We start from the raw sequence: 18,219 nt of genomic DNA on the forward strand, positions 1-18,219 counted from the left end.
GATATGTCAGTTGAACTTTGGACGATTGGATTTGTTGCCCTGACGTTCGCGTTATATCTGTATATTGGCTGGCGATCGCGCGTGCGAGATAGTTCGGGTTTTTACGTTGCTGGTCAAGGTGTTCCTTCAATTGCTAACGGCGCAGCAACAGCAGCCGATTGGATGTCTGCGGCTTCGTTTATTTCGATGGCGGGGTTAATTTCGTTTTTGGGCTACGACGGTTCAATTTATTTAATGGGTTGGACTGGCGGTTACGTATTATTAGCGTTGCTTTTAGCGCCATACCTGCGCAAGTTTGGCAAGTATACTGTACCGGATTTTGTGGGCGATCGCTATTATTCCAACATTGCTCGTTTAGTTGCAGTAATTGCTGCTTTATTCGTATCGCTTACCTATGTTGCTGGACAAATGCGCGGTGTGGGTATTGTCTTCAGCCGCTTTTTACAGGTAGATATCGCGACAGGGGTCATTATCGGGATGGTGATTGTCGCCTTTTTCTCAGTCTTAGGCGGAATGAAAGGCATTACCTGGACGCAAGTTGCCCAATACTGTATATTAATTATTGCATTCTTGATTCCAGCATCGGCGATCGCGCTTTTACTAACAGGAAACCCAATTCCACAACTTGCTTTTACATTTAGCGATATCGTTGCTAATTTGAACCAAGTTCAACTCGATCTAGGTTTTCAGGAATACACGCAGCCATTTGCCAATAAAACGCAGTTAGACGTTTTATTCATTACAATTGCCTTGATGGTGGGAACTGCTGGATTACCTCACGTGATTGTCCGTTTCTACACGGTTCCTGATGTTCGCGCTGCGCGTTATTCGGCAGGTTGGGCATTACTATTTATCGCCTTGTTATACACTAGCGCTCCTGCATTGGCAACTTTTGCAAGATATAACCTGATCGACTCTTTACACAATCAAACTATCGAGGAAGTTCGTCAGCTTGATTGGGCAAATAAATGGGAAAGAACGCAATTACTGACGTTTGAAGATAGAAATAACAACGGACGTTTAGAGTTAACACCAGATCCGGCAACTAACGAAATTACCATTGATCCTGATATCATTGTGCTTTCTACCCCAGAAGTTGCTCAACTCGCGCCTTGGGTGATTGCGATTGTAGCAGCAGGAGGACTCGCAGCAGCGTTATCCACCGCGTCGGGGTTACTTTTGGTGATTTCAAGTTCAGTCGCGCACGACATTTACTATCGCATTCTCAAACCCGACGCTACAGAAAAACAACGCGTCTTTGTTGGGCGAATTATGGTAGGGCTTGCTGTTGCGTTAGCAGGTTACTTTGGCATTAATCCCCCGGGATTTGTTGCGCAGGTGGTTGCTTTTGCTTTTGGTTTAGCTGCTGCTAGCTTTTTCCCAGTGATTATTCTCGGTATTTTTGATAAGCGCACAAACCGTGAAGGTGCGATCGCTGGCATGATCGCTGGCTTACTCTTTACTATTGTTTATATTATCGGTGTTAAATTCACTGGTATGACCCCTTGGTTTTTTGGCGTTTCTGCTGAAGGGATCGGTACTTTGGGGATGATTATTAACTTTATCGTCACCCTGGTTGTTTCGCGTCTGACACCACCACCACCACTCGCGGTACAAGAAATGGTAGAAGACTTGCGATCGCCATCAGGAGAGTTACCCCCCAAAGCCGTACATTAGGATAGTTGGGTAGTTGGGTAATAAAGAACAATAATCAAATCACTCCTACACTCGCACACTCCACTAGGCAATGCCTCTATTTTTATCTCTATTACCCATTACCCATCAACTCGAAATCACCGCGATACACTCAATTTCTACCAATACATCTTTCGGTAAGCGCGACACCTCAACGCACGCACGTGCTGGCGCTGTAGACTCGTCAAAATATTGGCTGTACGCGGCATTCATTGCTGCAAAATTATTCATATCTGATAGAAATACAGTCGTTTTGACGACATCTTGAAACGTTGCGCCAGCAGCTTCTAAAATTGCCTTGACATTTGCCATGACTTGTGTAGTCTGCTGTGCAACATCTTCACCCACGATCGCATTTGACTGAGGATGAAGCGGGATTTGACCAGCAACAAAAATCATTTGACCACTTGCCGCGATCGCTTGATTATAGGGTCCTACGGGTGCAGGTGCAGCATCTGTCCGAATAACTTTTCGCGTCATTTGAGGTTTATGATTAAGACAAACGAGGTCGGATACCGTAATGGCGGTAATGCCAATAATCGCGCAAAATGCGATCGTGGTCAAAGCAAAGATTTCGTGGAATGCGCCATGATTCAAAAATTCCCAAATTTTTAGCATCGTCTCCAGCTTGTGGTTCCCCCGCAGCAGTTGCTAAAAAGACGACACTTAGCGTATGCTGACGCGGATCGCGCTGTGGATCGGAATAAACCTGAAATTGTTCAATGAGTTCTACTTGTAAACCAATTTCTTCTTCAGCTTCTCGCAAGGCTGCGGTTTCTACCGCTTCTCCATAGTCAACAAAACCGCCAGGCAATGCCCATCCTACGGGTGGATTGAGACGTTCAATTAAGATAATTGGGCGATGCGGTTTATCTACTAACTCGATAATAATATCAACTGTAGGGACAGGATTTCGATAGTTCATCAATACAATTTTTTGCAGACAAATACTTTGTTTTTTTCTGAAACTTTGGAATAAGGTATCATTTCACCCTAAAATTGGAAAATTTACATATAACAAAACGAATATCCCTCAGAGGACAAAATAAAAACTTAACATGTTTTAAGCTACGTATAAAAATATTACTACTTACGATCCAAAATAACGTTTCTTTACTATTGCCTAACTGTAGATAGGTTTTACGCAATGGTTTGGCATGATAAATTCATTGCGACCGCCTCATACAGCTTTTAAATATGCCTTTTCCCAGAGCCAGTGGTATTCTGTTACACCCGACATCCTTCCCTAGTAAATTTGGTATTGGCGATCTTGGCGAATCTGCTTATTCCTTTATTGATTTTTTAGTGCAAAGTGCTCAACAGTTGTGGCAGGTTTTACCACTTGGACCTACAGGTTATGGTAACTCTCCTTACGCCTCTTACTCAGCAATGGCGGGTAATCCCCTATTAATTAGCCCAGAAAGATTAGAAAAACAAGGGTTATTAACATCCGCTGACTTTGCTAATTTACCAGAGTTTCCCGGCAGCAAAGTTGATTTTGACCGAGTTATACAAACTAAGCTTCCTCTACTCAAGAAAGCTTGTGCAAATTTCCAAGCCAACGCAACACCGCAACAGCAACAAGAATTTCAGCATTTTTGTGCAGATAAGGCGTATTGGTTAGACGACTATGCATTATTCATGGCGCTAAAAGATACAAATGAGGGTGTGAGTTGGTATCAATGGAAACCAGAAATCGCGCGCCGTCATCCCGAAGCTTTAGCGCGATCGCGCCAAGAACTAGAAGCAGAAATTTTCTACCACAAATTTGTACAGTTTGAGTTTTTCCGCCAGTGGCAGGAGCTAAAACATTATGCTAACGAGCAGGGGATCGCCATTATAGGTGATATCCCAATTTATGTAGCGCATGACAGTGCTGATGTCTGGGCAAATCCAGAAATCTTTTGCTTAGACGAGGAAACAGGCGAGCCAGCTTTAATGGCAGGAGTTCCTCCCGATTATTTTAGTGAAACAGGGCAATTGTGGGGCAATCCTGTCTACAACTGGGAGAAGTTACAGCAACTAAACTTCAAATGGTGGGTGCAGCGTTTTCAAGCAATCCTCGATTACGTTGACATTATTCGCATTGACCACTTTCGCGGATTTCAAGCTTACTGGGCGGTAGAACAAGGAGAAACTACTGCGATCAATGGAGAGTGGATCGAAGCTCCAGGCGAAGCGTTATTTCAAGCCATTAACGAACAGTTGGGTAAGCTTCCAGTGCTAGCAGAAGATTTAGGCGTCATTACACCTGAAGTTGAGGCGCTGCGCGATCGCTTTGAATTTCCTGGAATGAAGATTTTGCAGTTTGCCTTTGGTTCAGATGCTGGCAATCCTTTTTTACCATTTAACTTTCCACGCAACTGCGTCGTCTATACAGGAACGCACGATAATGATACAACAGTAGGTTGGTTTAATAGTGCTTCTGAATACGAAAAAGAAAGACTACTGCGTTACTTGGGTTGTCTTAGTTCTGATGGTATTCACTGGGATCTCATTCGCTTAGCACTCAGTTCGGTAGCCAATCAAGCACTTGTTCCACTCCAGGACTTATTAGGCTTACCGACAGAAGCACGCATGAATTATCCCAGTAAACCCGAAGGTAACTGGGAATGGCGGTATCATGCAGACAGTCTCACTTCAGAGTTGAGCGATCGCCTCAAATCTTTAACAGAACTATACGGTCGCGCTCCTGTAAAAAAAGAGTAGGAGTGAGGGGTGAGTAAGGGGCTAGTAGCTAGTGAAACAGAAGTTTATACAGTATTTCTCCCTTACTCCTCTACTCCTCTGCACCCTCTGCTCTAAATATCCTGACCTATCAATAATTCAAAGTCGCTGATTTGCTGCTGCAAAAGTGACTTCCTGCGTTTGACCAGGATTGCCAATCTGCTGAGCTTTTTCTTGGTTAAACTGCACTAAGACGCCGCCAGCATTTTCTGTTGTGAGGGTGAGTTCTTCTTTAGCTTCCCAAGTGCGTTGGGTTCCTTGAGGAAGAGTTCCTTCAAACGCTGTTTTACCATCAGCCGTAACCCGCAACCACGATTGAGCTTTGAGCGTGACGCTAACTTTTACGGGTTTACTATCGTGATTCGCACTACTAACAGGTTGGATATCTGATTGTGGCGATCGCGTCTGAGTAGGCAAGATCTGCTGTACGCGTTGAAAACTACTATCTTGCAATTGATTGCGGCTCAATGTATGCGACAAAGCATTGACAGCCCAAAAAACAACAAATAAATATAATAAATAAAGATGAATGGGTCGTAATTGTGCTGCAGGTAAGATTCGCTGCGTAGGCTTCAACTGTAGTTGCCGATCCTCAATAGGGAAGTTGCGAGCTAAATCAGTTCCATCTAAACCAAGCGCATCTGCATATTGCTTGATATAACTTTGAATGTAAATTGGTTCGGGGAGTTCTTCTAGATTTCCTGCTTCAATTGCCTTGAGTAGACGCCGTGGAATCATTGTTTGCATCGCGACTCTTTCTAAGGATAAAGCTTGGGCTTGGCGCGCTTGATATAATTGCGCACCAATTTCCAATAACTTCTCGGCGCCTTGTTGTTCTAGCGACGGTTCAACTTTAATTTTTTGCTTCCTACACCACTTAATCATTTGTTACTCCTGGATTGCACTTGATTCCTGAATGCGCATGCGGTCTATTTGATCGCGCAAAAAACGCAGTTCAAAATCTTGTAATGGACGATAGCAACCTTCAGATAAAGGCGGCGGCTGTAATTGAATCAAGCCAATCGCCGTACGCTGTAACTGATGTACGGGATGTCCTAATTGCTGAGCAATACGTCGTATTTGTCGATTCCTCCCCTCTTGTAAAATCACCTCTAAACAAGTATGAGTAGCATTTTGAGCGAGTATCCTGACACGTGCTGGTCGAGTTTTGCGACCATCTAACTCCACACCACGACGCCATTGCTGTAGTACAAAGAGTGGCGGATGACCTTCTACCCAAACCCGATAAGTTTTTTTTATGTTGTGCCTAGGGTGCGTCAGTGCGAGTGTTAAGTTGCCATCATTAGTGAGAAGCAACGCTCCCGTAGAATCCGCATCTAGGCGTCCAACAGGGTGAATGCCTTGACCGACCCGTAATTCTAGTGGCAAGAGATCCATAACAGTGCGACGCCCTTGGGGATCGTGACGAGTGGATATAACTCCAGCAGGTTTGTTAAGTAAGAGATAAACTGGTTGCGGACGCGATCGCAGTTGAATCAGCTTTCCGTCAACTGTGATTTCATCTACCTGGGGATCGGCTTTTTGTCCTAACTCAATGACTTTTCCATTACACCGCACCCGTCCCAGCCGAATCATCTCTTCTGCTTGTCGCCGTGACGCAACACCCCACTGGGAGAGAATTTTTTGAATTCTTTCCTCCATGATAAAAAAAATTAATGTGTTCTGCCCATACAAAATTTTGTCATTTCATGTAGCAGATTGTGTACAAATATTAAAGAATCACTACGAGTTCAATCATAAGAGCTAGGGGCAAAAACGTGGGGAGTCAAAAGACAGAAGTAGAAGCGGAACATAGCGATACACCGACAACCGAGGGCATGACTTCAGACAACCATTCTAAACAAAGTCGCATAATTTCCAAGGTGTTGTCGCCAGCGGTGCGGCTGTGGTTGCGATCGCAAGTTCAGCAAGTTGCGCATCTTGATGTTCAAATTTCAGGAAGCGATCGCCAAATCCTTACAGGTTATATTCCTCACGTAGCAATATCAGCCCAAAATGCCGTTTATCAAGGATTATACTTGACAAATCTTCAACTTCAAGGTAAAGATATTCGGACTAATTTAGGTGGAGTTCTACGAGGACAGCCCTTACGACTACTCGAACCTGTACCAGTTTTTGGCGAAGCAATCCTAGCTCAATCGGATCTGAATGCTTCACTCAAATCACCACTCCTAGCAGAAGCACTGACGACATTACTCAAAACGTTTCTACCAGAAAACAGTATTACAAATGAAACAGTAGCTTGGGAGCAAGTCATTTTAGAAAGCGATCGCCTCACAATTCACGGTACAATTCACAGCGATCGCAAAACGCCACTGATGCTTGACGCACGACTAGGATTAGTTAGTAGTCAAGAATTAGCACTAAAAAAACTGCAAATCCATTCGCATTTGGGACTACAAGAGATCGACGATTATCAAATCGATCTTGGTTCAGAGGTTGCGATTGAAAAACTGACTTTAAATTCAGGTCAACTACTGTGTTGCGGTCGCATCAATGTTCTTCCTTAAAATTGGTCATTGCTAATTGGTCATTAAATAGCGATTAGCTATTGGCTATTAACTTTTTTGGGCTAAATGCTAACAGAAGAAGTGCTTTTCTATTACCCATTACCTATTACCCATTCCCAAAAGTTAAGCAACGATCCGATCATTTCCGACATTTGATCCGATCTTTTCCTACTGCCAATCGTCATAGGTTTTCCTAAGCTAGATAGTGTCAGCAAGTTTAGCTGGCGATCGCTCTTAGATAGTTGCACAATTCTACTACACTGCAACTTGACATTCATTTGGTTTGCATAACTTCATTCCGGCTGCTTGTACAGGCACGCTGTAGGTGGATTTGTGCTGGAGCGATCGCGCAATAGCTAGCACGTATATTTAAACCCACAACTATCCACGGCAATATGACTATTTTTTTGGAAAACATTTCTAAAAGGACAAAAGCGATCGTCGCACTAACAGTAACTTTAATGTCAACGACAGCAATTGCTACTAGTCCAGCAATGGCAGATTCATATAAAGCATTCCCAGGTAGTATGTGTCAGCACTCAACTTCTACCGATCTTCCAAAGCTGGTTCGCGGGGCAAATTACGTCTACAACTCTAGTACTTCATATGCTTATGTAGCTTGTCCCATTGTGCGAGGAGTTCCAGGAGACGATGAAGGCACTACGACTGGACCTTATACAACTGTTTATGTCCTTAAAAATTACAACAATCAGACAGTGACTTGCACTCTTTCAGGTTACTGGTCAAATAACGGTGGTGCAAGTAGTCAGAGTACGAGCACGAGTACTCAAGGAATGTCATCTATGAGTACGGCGAGAGTTGCTAAAAGGAATATTTATGGACTTTTTTGCAGCTTAGCACCACATAGTGGAATTTACAGTTATTACTCGTTCTTCAAGTGAGCGCATTCACATCAAATTGCTTTTGACGCATAAACACAGGGAAATAAAAAAGTTACACGACATTTATTTATTTCCTAAAAAAATATTGACGATTTTGTAAATCCATTACTTGAAACTAAGAGTAAATATGATTCCTCCTACGATTGAATTCGCATCCTTTCAAGATGTTTTGGATTGCATTGAAACCAAAAAAGCAGAGTTTGCTCAAGCGCCCCTATTTCAATTCATGCAAGACAGCAGTATTTCTCCGTTACAACGACTAGGATTTTCTCCTTGTATCGCCCATTTCATCATGAGTTTTGGGGATCTCAATAAATATGTATTTCGTGATGAGACTAGCAACTTTGATCTAGTTCAGAACGCAATCAATGAGCATACTTATGAAGATGACCATCATTGGCATTGGTTCCTGCGAGATTTGCAAGTGCTGGGATTTGACCGTCCTCAAAGCTTTGTAGATACCTTACGATTTCTCTGGGGCAAAGATACTTGCATGACTCGGCAATTATCCTATCAACTCTCTGCATATACACTAAATGCCGATCCCATTGTCAAAATGGCAGCGATTGAAGCTATTGAAGCCACAGGCAATATTTTATTTAGCTACACTACACAAGTTGTCCAGGAGTTACAAAGCATCACGCAACAAGAATATATTTACTTTGGCAAGTTTCATCTTACTGTTGAAACGGGACATGCTGTTAGAGATGACAATAACGAGTTTCAACTCGCATCTATTCCCTTAAGTTTGGAAATGAGGCAACAAGCATTAGATGTTGTGAATAATGTCTTCGATCTCTTCACAGCTTGGCTAAATGAAATGTTGATCTATGCGCAGTTTCACCCCGTTCAAGATTGGCTTTCTCCTACTCCTGATCGCGTATAACTTGACACGCTGCTAAACCTTTAAAGCTTCTATTTAGCGATCGCTAATCAAAGATTCATTCAGCCAATACTTTTATACCAGCGCTGCTCCAGAAGCAAGTTGCAGGTGGATTTGTGCTGAGCCTAATAGCGTCGGCTGTAACGGTTAACTGCATGAAACACTAGCCAACGCGGACATACAAACTCAAAAAAGAAAGGATAAAACTATGGCGATTATTTCAGGAAATCCAACTAACGGAAACGATGTCATCGTTGCAGATGCAGCTAACGACATTATTGATGCACTTGCAGGCAGCGATCGCGTTGATGGTGGCGGTGGTAATGATGCTCTCATCGGCAATACAGGCAACGATAGTTTGTTCGGCAACACAGGTAACGACACTCTTCTAGGAAATACAGGTAACGACGTTCTCAGGGGTGGATTAGGCAGTGACATTCTCGATGGTGGAGAGGGCATTGATCGAGTTACTGAGTCGGGTGATGCGACTATCCGCCTGAACAACACTAGTTTAAGAGTCGGTAATGAAACTGATACGCTCAGCAACATTGAAACGGCAACACTCACTGGAGGTGAAGGTAATAACTCGATTAGTGCCTTTGAATTCACGCTCGGATCGGTAACTCTCAATGGTTTAGCTGGTAACGATCAACTAAGAGGTGGTACTCGCAATGACACGCTCAATGGTGGAGTCGGTAACGATCTGCTTGATGGTCAAGCTGGCGACGATCTCCTCAACGGTGGCGATGGCAATGATAATTTAGAGGGCGAGGCTGGCAATGACACATTGAATGGTGGCGCAGGCATTGACCGAGTTACTGCGTTCAGCGATTTTAACCTCACTTTGACCAATACTACTTTAGTGGGTGAAGGTGTCGATCAGTTGAACAGTATTGAAACTGCGTTACTACGTGGCGGTAATAATGGAACTGTCGTTGACGCGTCTCAATTCACCTTGGGTTCTGTTGATATTGGTGGTGGAAATGGCAACGATCTCCTCTTTGGTGGTAGTGGTAACGACGAACTTGATGCAGGTTCATCAGGCTCTGATACGCTGAGAGGCGGTTTAGGCAATGATGTTTACGAAGTTACTGGCTTTAACGATACCGTCATAGAGAATCCTGGGGCTGGTATTGATACTGTTGAGTCTGACGGCAGCTTTACGCTAGGAGCCAACGTAGAAAACTTGGATCTTAAAGGTTTTAACGCTGTTAATGGCACAGGTAATGAGCTTAACAACTTCATCGACGGCAACCGAGCTAATAACACGCTCAACGGGGGAATTGGCAATGATACCCTCAAAGGTAGTCAAGGCAATAATGTCTTGATTGGCGGTGTTGGTAACGATCAATTCCTCTTCAGTACAGGCAACGCCTTTAGATTTGACGATCTTGGTGTAGATACGATTACAAACTTTAGTGTGGGTAGCGACAAAATTGTTTTATCCAAAACTACATTTGACACGCTCATTAGTGGTGCAGGCGGTACTTTGAATCCGTCCGAGTTTGAGGTCGTCGATAGCTTCTCTGAACAGTTCTCCAGCAATGCCAAGATTACCTATAACTCGGTTAGAGGCAACTTATGTTTTAACCGCAATGGCTCTGTGTTAGTTGGTGGCGATGCCGAGGGGAACATTATTGCCGACCTAAATCCTAGCAATACTCCTGGTGGCTCTCCTAATATCAGTGCCGCAGACATCCTGATTGTCGCTTAAGGATGGTGCTTGCGCTTGTGGTGGGTAAGAGCGCGATCGCGAAGTGTCTCTGAAAAAGAATCGCAACTACCCATTACCAGTTACCTTTTACCAATTACCAAGCAAGGAAAACATGGCAACTATCTTTGGTACTAACGGCGATGACAACAACCTTTTTGGCGGAAATGACCTTGTAGGAACAACCGGAAACGACGATATCTTTGGTTTTGCTGGCAATGATGAATTAATTGGCGATCTCGGCGATGACTTTCTGTCGGGTGGAGCGGGTAACGACATCCTCAATGGAAGCGCGGGAACTGACTTCCTTGACGGTGGAGCGGGAAATGACTCTCTTTTCGGCAGCGATATTGGGATTAATGTTCTTAGTAATCTCCTCAACGGAGGTAATGGCAATGACTCACTTCGTGGGGGAGATGGCGATGATTCACTCTTTGGCGGTGCAGGTAATGACACTCTTAGTGGTGTTTTTGGTGTTGACAGCCTTATAGGCGGCGCGGGCAATGACCTCTATGATGTCTTTGAGCGCAATAATGTTGACACAATCGTTGAGGCTGCCAATGGTGGCATTGATACTGTCGAGTCGGATGACAGTTTTACGCTGCCTGACAATGTAGAGAACTTGGTACTCAAGTTTGAACCTGGACTTATTGGTACGGGGAATGAACTCAACAACAATATGACATCTCGAACTATCAACGTCATCCTTAGTGGGTTAGGAGGTAACGACTCGCTTAATGGAGGAAGTGGCAATGATATTCTCTCTGGAGGAGACGGTAATGACCTCTTAATTGGAGGATCTGGGAGCGATCGCCTACTCGGAGGTACAGGTGCAGACCGCTTTCGTTTCAATGCTGCGAATGAAGGAATTGATTTGATTACAGACTTCGTCGCTGCGGATGATTCTATTCAGGTTTCTGCTGCTGGTTTTGGCGGTGGGCTAACTTCTGGTGTCATTAGTGCCAGTCAATTCCGCTTAGGTTCCTCTGCGGCTGATGCTAATGACCGATTTATCTACAACAACAATGGAGCGCTGTTTTTTGACTCTGATGGTACAGGTGCAGCGCTTCAAGTGCAAATTGCAACGCTTGTTGGAATCCCAACTCTTAGTGCTGTAGACATTGTTGTGATTTAACTGAAATCTTGCAGCATTTTCAGTTAGCCATAAAGCCCGCCTGGGAATCAATTCCTAGGCTGATAACTCAAGCCCACTTTAAGTGGACTGGAAAGCTGATTCAGTCGGATTTATCAGATAGCTGTTAGCCCGTACTTTATAGTGCAGGGCGAGCAATCGGGTAACAGATAAAAATGGTGCAAGATCTGAATTTAACTATACTTAAGGAAATATACTATGCTCGCTTTACGAAAAAGTTTTGGCGCTCTTTTTATTACTAGTCTGCTGTTTACAGGCTCGGTTGCTTCATTACCCGCAGCCCGCGCCCAAATTCCCGAAGCACCAGTAGATAGCTTGAGCCGCACCAATATTCTGCTGCAAGATGAGTTATATTTTGGCAGATCTCGCCCTGGTGGCATTGTCTCTGAAGAACAATTTCAAAGATTTTTACGCAATGTTGTTACACCACGTTTTCCTGATGGATTGACAGTAGTTGATGCAAGTGGACAATTTCGCGGAAGCAACGGAACAATCGTTCGAGAACCAACAAAGATCTTGATTTTGATTTATCCGAATAGCCCAGCAAAAAGACGCGCAATTGAGGAAATTATTAGCCTTTACAAGACGCAGTTTCAACAAGAATCAGTTTTGCGGGTGACGAGTGTGCCAGTACGAGTTGGCTTTTGAAATTAGGTAATGGGTAAATAGATACTTTTTACAATTACTAATGACCAGTTACCAAAAGATTTAATTATTAATATGAGTCTTTTTTGTCTCGTTCACGGTGCTTTCCAAGGGGCTTGGTGTTGGGATTTATTAATTCCCTTCTTACAAGCACAGGGTCACAAAACTGTAGCAATGGATTTGCCAATTGACAATGCATCGACTACCTTATCCGAATTTGCGGATACGGTTATTCAATCGCTACCAGAAATTGACGATGATATTGTCTTAGTCGGTCACTCAATGGCTGGTACAGTAATTCCGCTTGTCGCCGAAGCAATAAACGTGCGTCAACTCATATTTATAGCTGCGCTAATTCCGCATCCTGGAGTCAGTACACTCGATCGATTTTCGCGTCATCTTGATTCTGAAACCCTCAAATCATTCAATTATCAGCCAAAAGACCCAAGTATACTCGAACAGTTTCACTCAGAACCTGATATTTTTGAACCTGCTTCTGTAGGGAAAGATTTTTCAGACGCAGCAGTATTGAAGGAATTCTTCTATTCTGATTGTCAACCGGATGTAGCACAGTGGGCGATCGCAAAAAGTCGTTCGCAACAATCGCTAGCCTATATTTTTGAAACAAATCCTCTTACAGCTTTACCAAAAGTTGAGCGTAAATATATTGTTTGTACCAATGACCGGATTATATCTTCTACATGGTCGCGCTACGCTGCACGCCAGCGCTTAGGAGTTGATGCAATTGAGCTAGCATCTGGACATTGCCCGCATTTGTCGCATCCTGACCTTTTAGCTTCAGTATTAATGAGCAACGAACAATCGTACTTTTACTGAGGAAGCGATCGCCAATTCAATCTTTAACTATTGCATGGAGTTACTTTTATGATTCACCATATCTCGATCGACGCTTACGATCCATTGCGTGTTGCTAACGTTTTAGCAGAAATTTGGCAGGGTAAAGCGTATCAATTTTTCTATCCTGGTAGTTACAATGTCATGCCTTTTGACAGCTATGGCACTGGTATCGTAGTGTTTCCTTATGGAACTGTGTGGACTCCAGGTACTGATATCAAACCAGCCCAGTTGCAGCCATCCGTATCTACTGATTTGGTAGCTATTCATGCTGCAATTTCGGTTCCTGCAACTGGACAGCAGATTGAGCAGATTGGACAACGGGAAGGGTGGCGCGTTTTGGTTCGCAACCAAGAAGACAGTATCTTTAGTTTGATTGAGTTTTGGGTGGAGAATCGCATCTTGTTTGAGTTTTTGCCACCAGGATTTGAAACTCAATATTTACAGACAATGCAACCAGAGAAGATTGAGCAAATTTTAGGACAGCCAATTCAACCCATCGCAGTTTAGGTAATGTCTTAGCGATCGCTGAATTCCATTTCTCCTTTGCTCCTGTACTGTCTACTTGTCGAAACTTTAAAGCGAAACGGTTTCTGTGGCTCCTAGTGCCTTTAATGTTAACTTTTGCGCTGGGGTTAAACCTGTTGTACCCGTGATGTTCATTTTTTCATAAAGTCTAGGCGCTCTTAGTGTTGTGATACACTCTCCAGTGAGAATATCCCAAAGTTTAATGGTCTGATCTGTTCCACCACTAGCCAGCATTTTTCCATCAGGACTAAACGCGATCGCCCACACTTCACCTAGATGACCACTTAAAGTTTTGAGACAATTACCTGTGGTGATATCCCACAATTTCACCGTTTTGTCGTGACTACCACTCGCTAGAATTTTACCATTAGGGCTAAATGCAACGCACCAAGCGACACCTTTGTGTTCCTGCAAGGTGTTTAGACATTTGCCATATTTATTCCATAACTTGACAGTTTTATCGTCACTTGCACTCGCAATCATTTCCCCGTCAGGACTAAATGCAACGCCAAAAACTAAACTTGTGTGTCCAGCTAAAGATGCGATACACTCGCCTTCTAAATTCCATAGCTTGACAGTTTGGTCATCATGTCCACTCGCTATTTTGCCATCAGGGCTAAATGCGATCGCCCAAGCCCGACAGTCGTTCGATAAGAGAGAGCATTTTCCTGTGGGGACATCCCACAATCTTATTGTGCGGTCATTATCGCAACTAGCAATAAGATCGCCAAGCGGACTAAAAACTGCTGAAAATACTGTATTGGCGCGACTTGGAAAACCTTGGAGAATCTGCTGGAGTTGACCTGTAGCAGTATTCCACAATTTGATCGTACCGTTATTACTACTGCTTGCTAAAGTATGACCATCAGGACTAAACTTGACACTCCACACCCAGCTATCGTGTCCTGAACGCGATTGAACGCATTCTCTTGATTGGATATGCCATAACTTAATTGTTGTATCGTCACTAGCACTCGCCAAAAACTGACCGTCAGGACTAAACGCAATCGATTTGATACTGGCGCTGTAGCCTTGCAATGTGCGCAGCGATCGCCCTGTATGCACGTCCCACACAACGACGGTACTATCAAAACTACAACTTGCTAAAGTTTGACCGTCAGGATGAAACGCAACTGACCAAATCCAACCAGAGTGCTTTTGTAAAGTTCGCGCGCATTCTCCTGTTACCACGTTCCATAACTTCACTGTACAGTCGTAGCTACCACTCGCTAGCATTGCTCCATCGGGACTAAAAACAACTGATGCAGCAGGTTCGCTGTGTCCTGCAAACGTTTTGAGACATTGACCTGTATTGACATCCCATAGCTTGATGGTGCGATCCCAACTACTACTGGCGATCGCTTGACCATCGGGGCTAAATACAATTGATCGCACCCAATGCGCGTGTCCGTGTAAAACCTGGATCGTTTCTCCACTTTTGAGATGCCAAAATCTTACGGTTTGGTCATAACTGCTAGTTGCAAGCAAATAACCATCTGGACTAAAAGCTGCATCTGTAACGTGATTTGTATGTCCTTCAAGGATTTGTAAGCATTCTCCGGTGGAGACATCCCAAACTCTGAGCGTACAATCGAAGCTACCTGTTACTAAAAGATTACCTTGCGGATGAAACGCGATTGCGTGCGCCCAGCCTGTATGTCCTTGTAGTACGTGCAAACATTCACCTGTAGCTACATTCCAAAGTCGCACAGTTTGGTCGAAACTTGCACTTGCGATTGTTTGTCCATCAGGACTAAACGCAATTGAAATTACCCAACTTTTGTGTCCTTCACAAGTCAATAATTCTGTATAGTTAGCCGTATGCCAGATTCGTACTTTGCTATCTGCATTACCCATCGCCAAAAACTGACCATCAGGGCTAAACGCAACTGATAAAGCACTATTTAAAACACCTGTAAAAACTGATTTATTAAAATCTGCACCAGCGAAGTTCACTTGCTGTAAATTCGCACCAACAAGATACGCTTGCCAAACTTTCAAAGACGAAAAATCATAACCGCAAAGATCGACTTGTAAATAACGTAAGAGATTAATCGCATTACCACCACCATAGCTTACCGAAAAGGGAGGCGATCGCAACTGTAAAATAATATTGCTGAGTTGATGTTCCACTTGCTTAAAAGAACCTAAATCAGCTATGAGTCTCGCTGCAAGTGGCGCAAGAACAACTCGTGTTTGACTTTCGCGAATGTAGTCTTTAGAAGAGGCTTTAATTAAGGCATGAGATAAGAATAATTTCAGTCGTTGTGTCAGAATTTCTGCACGATTGTGCTCGACTAGCTGTTCGGTTACGTACTCCATGACAACAGGTTGTAAAGTAAATAACCCATTGTTTTTTTCTAAAAGCGATCGCCGTCGTAAAGATAGTAAAACTTCAAGCAATTTTGATTGCGAGATTTGCGGAACAAAATCTTCACGTAGTTCTGCTAAAGTTACCCATTCGCGGTTAATCGCCAGCCAATAAATGACTTGTTTTTCTAACTCAGATAAGCGTTGAAACTGCTCATCTAATAGCACACTAATATCGCCAAATGCGATCGCTTCCTGTACTAAAAACTCGCTGACACTTCCATCAAATAAATCGCGGACAGTTGTCGCAACAATTTTGATTGCTAGGGGATTTCCCGCGTAACTCGTCTGTAACTGTTGCCAATCGTTTTCTGAGGTGCAAAAACAGTCATTACTTTGACAGATTTCTCTAACTTCTGCTGTACTTAAGCCGATTAAAGGCAAACTGCGAATTGGTAAAAGATTTCCTTCGAGTACGGTGACAGTTTTTGGTTGTTCGCGACTTGTCAGCAACAGACAACTTGAGTGAAGTTCTGCGCCAATGCGCCGTATAACTTCGCCATACCCTTCATAACCTTGGCGGTACTGTCCAGCGTGTCCATGACTTAGCACTGCATCCACATTGTCCCAGATAATTAAACATCGTAAGTCGCGTAGGTATTGCATTAATAGCGATATTTGCGCTTCATAAGTTTCTGGTAATGCATCTTGTCGCGCAACAATTTGAAGAACTTGTATCAAAACTTCTACAATCGGTGGTGCATCGCGTAAAGATTGCCAAATTAAAACATCAAATTGACCTTGAATTTGAGTTGCTAGCTTCGTTGCGAGTGCAGTTTTACCAATACCACCCATACCTAAAATGGCAATTAACCGACAGCGATCTTGAGTTACCCACTGCTGTAATAGTGCTAATTCATCGCTACGACCGTAGAATACCGAAACATCGATTGCTTCTCCCCAATACTGGGATGTTTTACGAATAGGTGCGATCGCATTGTGATTTTCGCTCTGCTGTAGTCGCCGCCGTAACACTGCTTGCAGATTGTTTTTTGTGACTTGTTCGCCAAATACTTGTGTTAGTTGCTGCCATAATTGAGCGCCAACATCACGAATGTGACCTGTATCATACCCGGCGCGTGCCGCAATTTGCGGATAAGTCCACCCTTGCCAAGCGTAACGAAAAACGAGTTCTTGGATATCTTTTAGCTTCTGTTGTGCTAGCAACGTATCTAGCAGCGCTAAAGCTTCTTCAGCAGACATTAATAAATCTTGCATACACCACTCCCCGCTTGATTTAGGACAAAATAGCTATTATGTAACGCGATCTTTGTTAGTGAGTTTTAGTCAAACTGTTGGGTTGCTAAGCACAAGCATCGACAGGTACGAAGTACGCTGTTTTAGCAATGTCAGTAACTGATGCGTATAATCTTCTGCAAAAGCACTCTGAATTGAAGGACGCTCTTTTAATGCTTGTCTCCAAATTCTTACTTTAGGAGTATCTGTGAAGATACCAAAATCAGCGATCGCATCAAACGCATCAAAGTAGGAAAATATTGGAGCGTAGATAGCATCAACAAGTGAGAAGCTTTCGCCTGCAAAATAAGGAGTTACGAGCGATCGCTCAACCCAAGCAAATTTTTCCATCAGTTCTTGGCGTTTCTGTTCAAATGACTCTTCGTTAGGTGCATTAAAAAAACCAGCCATCACAGCCAGAATATTGGAACCAAACTCGATCCAAGTGCGATGTTTTGCCTTTTCTAGTGGATCGAGTGGGTGAAGCGATCCTGGTGTAATTTCGTCCAAATACTCACAAATAACCGCCGACTCAAAGAGAACTTCAGTATCAACTTTGAGTAATGGGACTTTTCCTAAAGGAGAAATTTGACGAAACCACTCTAGCTTGTTAGCTAAATCGATATAAGTTTTTTGATGGGGTATATTTTTTTCGAGCAATAGAATAGCTGCACGTTGTACATAAGGACACAGATAATAACTCACTAGTTCTAGATGTGCATAAGACATAATGTTTTACATAAAGTGCTATCTTTTGATTGACTTCACAACGTGTGTTATCGATTACGTAAAGCTCAAAAGTGAAACGTTGTTGATTGCTTTGCCTATTGATGCGCATTTAAATTGCAAGTTATTTATTAAAAAAACTTTCTAAAACAAGGCACTATAGTTTTTTAAAGTTGTAAGTTAACTATTTAATTCAATTTTAATTCTAAAAATATTTATTAATTTATATACAAAAATTAAGTATTGGCTTGTACCTT

The 18,219-nt window shown here is 43.2% G+C and carries 16 protein-coding genes; 10 read left to right on the forward strand and 6 right to left on the reverse strand.

Annotation, left to right across the window (positions count from 1 at the left end):
- Positions 1-3: 3 nt before the first annotated feature.
- The gene (locus B1A85_RS17940; protein WP_104548111.1) at positions 4-1,677 is read left to right on the forward strand and encodes a sodium:solute symporter family protein; all 1,674 of its coding nucleotides are present in this window, start codon (positions 4-6) and stop codon (positions 1,675-1,677) included.
- A 105-nt stretch (positions 1,678-1,782) separates the two neighbouring features.
- On the opposite strand, the gene B1A85_RS17945 is transcribed toward B1A85_RS17940, so the two are convergent.
- Complete coding sequence (locus B1A85_RS17945) at positions 1,783-2,175, reverse strand: RidA family protein (protein WP_104548112.1); 393 nt, start codon at positions 2,173-2,175, stop codon at positions 1,783-1,785.
- Between the two features lie 13 nt (positions 2,176-2,188).
- A complete protein-coding gene (locus tag B1A85_RS17950; RefSeq protein ID WP_104548113.1) occupies positions 2,189-2,620 on the reverse strand; it encodes an NUDIX hydrolase in 432 nt (143 codons plus the stop codon).
- Positions 2,621-2,892: 272 nt separating this feature from the next.
- Between B1A85_RS17950 and malQ the strand changes: the two genes are divergently transcribed.
- Positions 2,893-4,404 carry a 4-alpha-glucanotransferase gene (gene malQ, locus B1A85_RS17955; protein WP_104548114.1) on the forward strand — a complete coding sequence of 504 codons (1,512 nt, stop codon included), beginning with the start codon at positions 2,893-2,895 and terminating at the stop codon, positions 4,402-4,404.
- Positions 4,405-4,521: 117 nt separating this feature from the next.
- Here the strand turns inward: malQ and B1A85_RS17960 are convergent, their stop codons facing one another.
- Both B1A85_RS17960 and B1A85_RS17965 read right to left on the reverse strand, forming a co-directional pair.
- The gene (locus B1A85_RS17960) at positions 4,522-5,307 is read right to left on the reverse strand and encodes a RodZ domain-containing protein (RefSeq protein WP_104548115.1); all 786 of its coding nucleotides are present in this window, start codon (positions 5,305-5,307) and stop codon (positions 4,522-4,524) included.
- 3 nt (positions 5,308-5,310) lie between these two features.
- Positions 5,311-6,084 (reverse strand): pseudouridine synthase, encoded by a 774-nt coding sequence (locus tag B1A85_RS17965; protein ID WP_104548116.1) that lies wholly within the window; start codon positions 6,082-6,084, stop codon positions 5,311-5,313.
- 116 nt (positions 6,085-6,200) lie between these two features.
- Between B1A85_RS17965 and B1A85_RS17970 the strand changes: the two genes are divergently transcribed.
- From B1A85_RS17970 to B1A85_RS18005, 8 genes are all read left to right on the forward strand, one after another.
- Positions 6,201-6,953 (forward strand): DUF2993 domain-containing protein, encoded by a 753-nt coding sequence (locus B1A85_RS17970; RefSeq protein WP_210404556.1) that lies wholly within the window; start codon positions 6,201-6,203, stop codon positions 6,951-6,953.
- A gap of 395 nt (positions 6,954-7,348) precedes the next feature.
- Positions 7,349-7,855, forward strand: a complete 507-nt coding sequence (locus B1A85_RS23680; protein ID WP_146087196.1) for a hypothetical protein — start codon at positions 7,349-7,351, stop codon at positions 7,853-7,855.
- Between the two features lie 127 nt (positions 7,856-7,982).
- Complete coding sequence (locus tag B1A85_RS17975; RefSeq protein WP_104548117.1) at positions 7,983-8,741, forward strand: hypothetical protein; 759 nt, start codon at positions 7,983-7,985, stop codon at positions 8,739-8,741.
- Between the two features lie 205 nt (positions 8,742-8,946).
- Positions 8,947-10,452 (forward strand): calcium-binding protein, encoded by a 1,506-nt coding sequence (locus tag B1A85_RS23685; protein ID WP_146087197.1) that lies wholly within the window; start codon positions 8,947-8,949, stop codon positions 10,450-10,452.
- Positions 10,453-10,564: 112 nt separating this feature from the next.
- Complete coding sequence (locus B1A85_RS25815; RefSeq protein ID WP_104548120.1) at positions 10,565-11,584, forward strand: calcium-binding protein; 1,020 nt, start codon at positions 10,565-10,567, stop codon at positions 11,582-11,584.
- 216 nt (positions 11,585-11,800) lie between these two features.
- Entirely contained in the window at positions 11,801-12,250 is a 450-nt protein-coding gene (locus B1A85_RS17995; protein ID WP_104548121.1) for a DUF3574 domain-containing protein, read from the forward strand.
- A gap of 72 nt (positions 12,251-12,322) precedes the next feature.
- Positions 12,323-13,084 carry an alpha/beta fold hydrolase gene (locus tag B1A85_RS18000; protein WP_104548122.1) on the forward strand — a complete coding sequence of 254 codons (762 nt, stop codon included), beginning with the start codon at positions 12,323-12,325 and terminating at the stop codon, positions 13,082-13,084.
- Between the two features lie 48 nt (positions 13,085-13,132).
- Complete coding sequence (locus B1A85_RS18005) at positions 13,133-13,612, forward strand: hypothetical protein (RefSeq protein ID WP_104548123.1); 480 nt, start codon at positions 13,133-13,135, stop codon at positions 13,610-13,612.
- A gap of 66 nt (positions 13,613-13,678) precedes the next feature.
- On the opposite strand, the gene B1A85_RS18010 is transcribed toward B1A85_RS18005, so the two are convergent.
- Complete coding sequence (locus tag B1A85_RS18010; RefSeq protein WP_104548124.1) at positions 13,679-17,218, reverse strand: NB-ARC domain-containing protein; 3,540 nt, start codon at positions 17,216-17,218, stop codon at positions 13,679-13,681.
- A 69-nt stretch (positions 17,219-17,287) separates the two neighbouring features.
- Positions 17,288-17,965, reverse strand: a complete 678-nt coding sequence (locus tag B1A85_RS18015) for a glutathione S-transferase family protein (RefSeq protein ID WP_104548125.1) — start codon at positions 17,963-17,965, stop codon at positions 17,288-17,290.
- Positions 17,966-18,219 lie beyond the last annotated feature (254 nt).

Origin of the sequence: Chroococcidiopsis sp. TS-821, assembly GCF_002939305.1 — a bacterium.
Classification (GTDB): domain Bacteria; phylum Cyanobacteriota; class Cyanobacteriia; order Cyanobacteriales; family Chroococcidiopsidaceae; genus Chroogloeocystis.

Coding starts and splice junctions, on each gene's coding strand:
- B1A85_RS17940 (WP_104548111.1), top strand. CDS start 4: ATGTCAGTTGAACTTTGGACGATTGGATTTGTTGCCCTGACGTTCGCG.
- B1A85_RS17945 (WP_104548112.1), bottom strand. CDS start 2,175: ATGACGCGAAAAGTTATTCGGACAGATGCTGCACCTGCACCCGTAGGA.
- B1A85_RS17950 (WP_104548113.1), bottom strand. CDS start 2,620: ATGAACTATCGAAATCCTGTCCCTACAGTTGATATTATTATCGAGTTA.
- malQ (WP_104548114.1), top strand. CDS start 2,893: ATGCCTTTTCCCAGAGCCAGTGGTATTCTGTTACACCCGACATCCTTC.
- B1A85_RS17960 (WP_104548115.1), bottom strand. CDS start 5,307: ATGATTAAGTGGTGTAGGAAGCAAAAAATTAAAGTTGAACCGTCGCTA.
- B1A85_RS17965 (WP_104548116.1), bottom strand. CDS start 6,084: ATGGAGGAAAGAATTCAAAAAATTCTCTCCCAGTGGGGTGTTGCGTCA.
- B1A85_RS23680 (WP_146087196.1), top strand. CDS start 7,349: ATGACTATTTTTTTGGAAAACATTTCTAAAAGGACAAAAGCGATCGTC.
- B1A85_RS17975 (WP_104548117.1), top strand. CDS start 7,983: ATGATTCCTCCTACGATTGAATTCGCATCCTTTCAAGATGTTTTGGAT.
- B1A85_RS23685 (WP_146087197.1), top strand. CDS start 8,947: ATGGCGATTATTTCAGGAAATCCAACTAACGGAAACGATGTCATCGTT.
- B1A85_RS25815 (WP_104548120.1), top strand. CDS start 10,565: ATGGCAACTATCTTTGGTACTAACGGCGATGACAACAACCTTTTTGGC.
- B1A85_RS17995 (WP_104548121.1), top strand. CDS start 11,801: ATGCTCGCTTTACGAAAAAGTTTTGGCGCTCTTTTTATTACTAGTCTG.
- B1A85_RS18000 (WP_104548122.1), top strand. CDS start 12,323: ATGAGTCTTTTTTGTCTCGTTCACGGTGCTTTCCAAGGGGCTTGGTGT.
- B1A85_RS18005 (WP_104548123.1), top strand. CDS start 13,133: ATGATTCACCATATCTCGATCGACGCTTACGATCCATTGCGTGTTGCT.
- B1A85_RS18010 (WP_104548124.1), bottom strand. CDS start 17,218: ATGCAAGATTTATTAATGTCTGCTGAAGAAGCTTTAGCGCTGCTAGAT.
- B1A85_RS18015 (WP_104548125.1), bottom strand. CDS start 17,965: ATGTCTTATGCACATCTAGAACTAGTGAGTTATTATCTGTGTCCTTAT.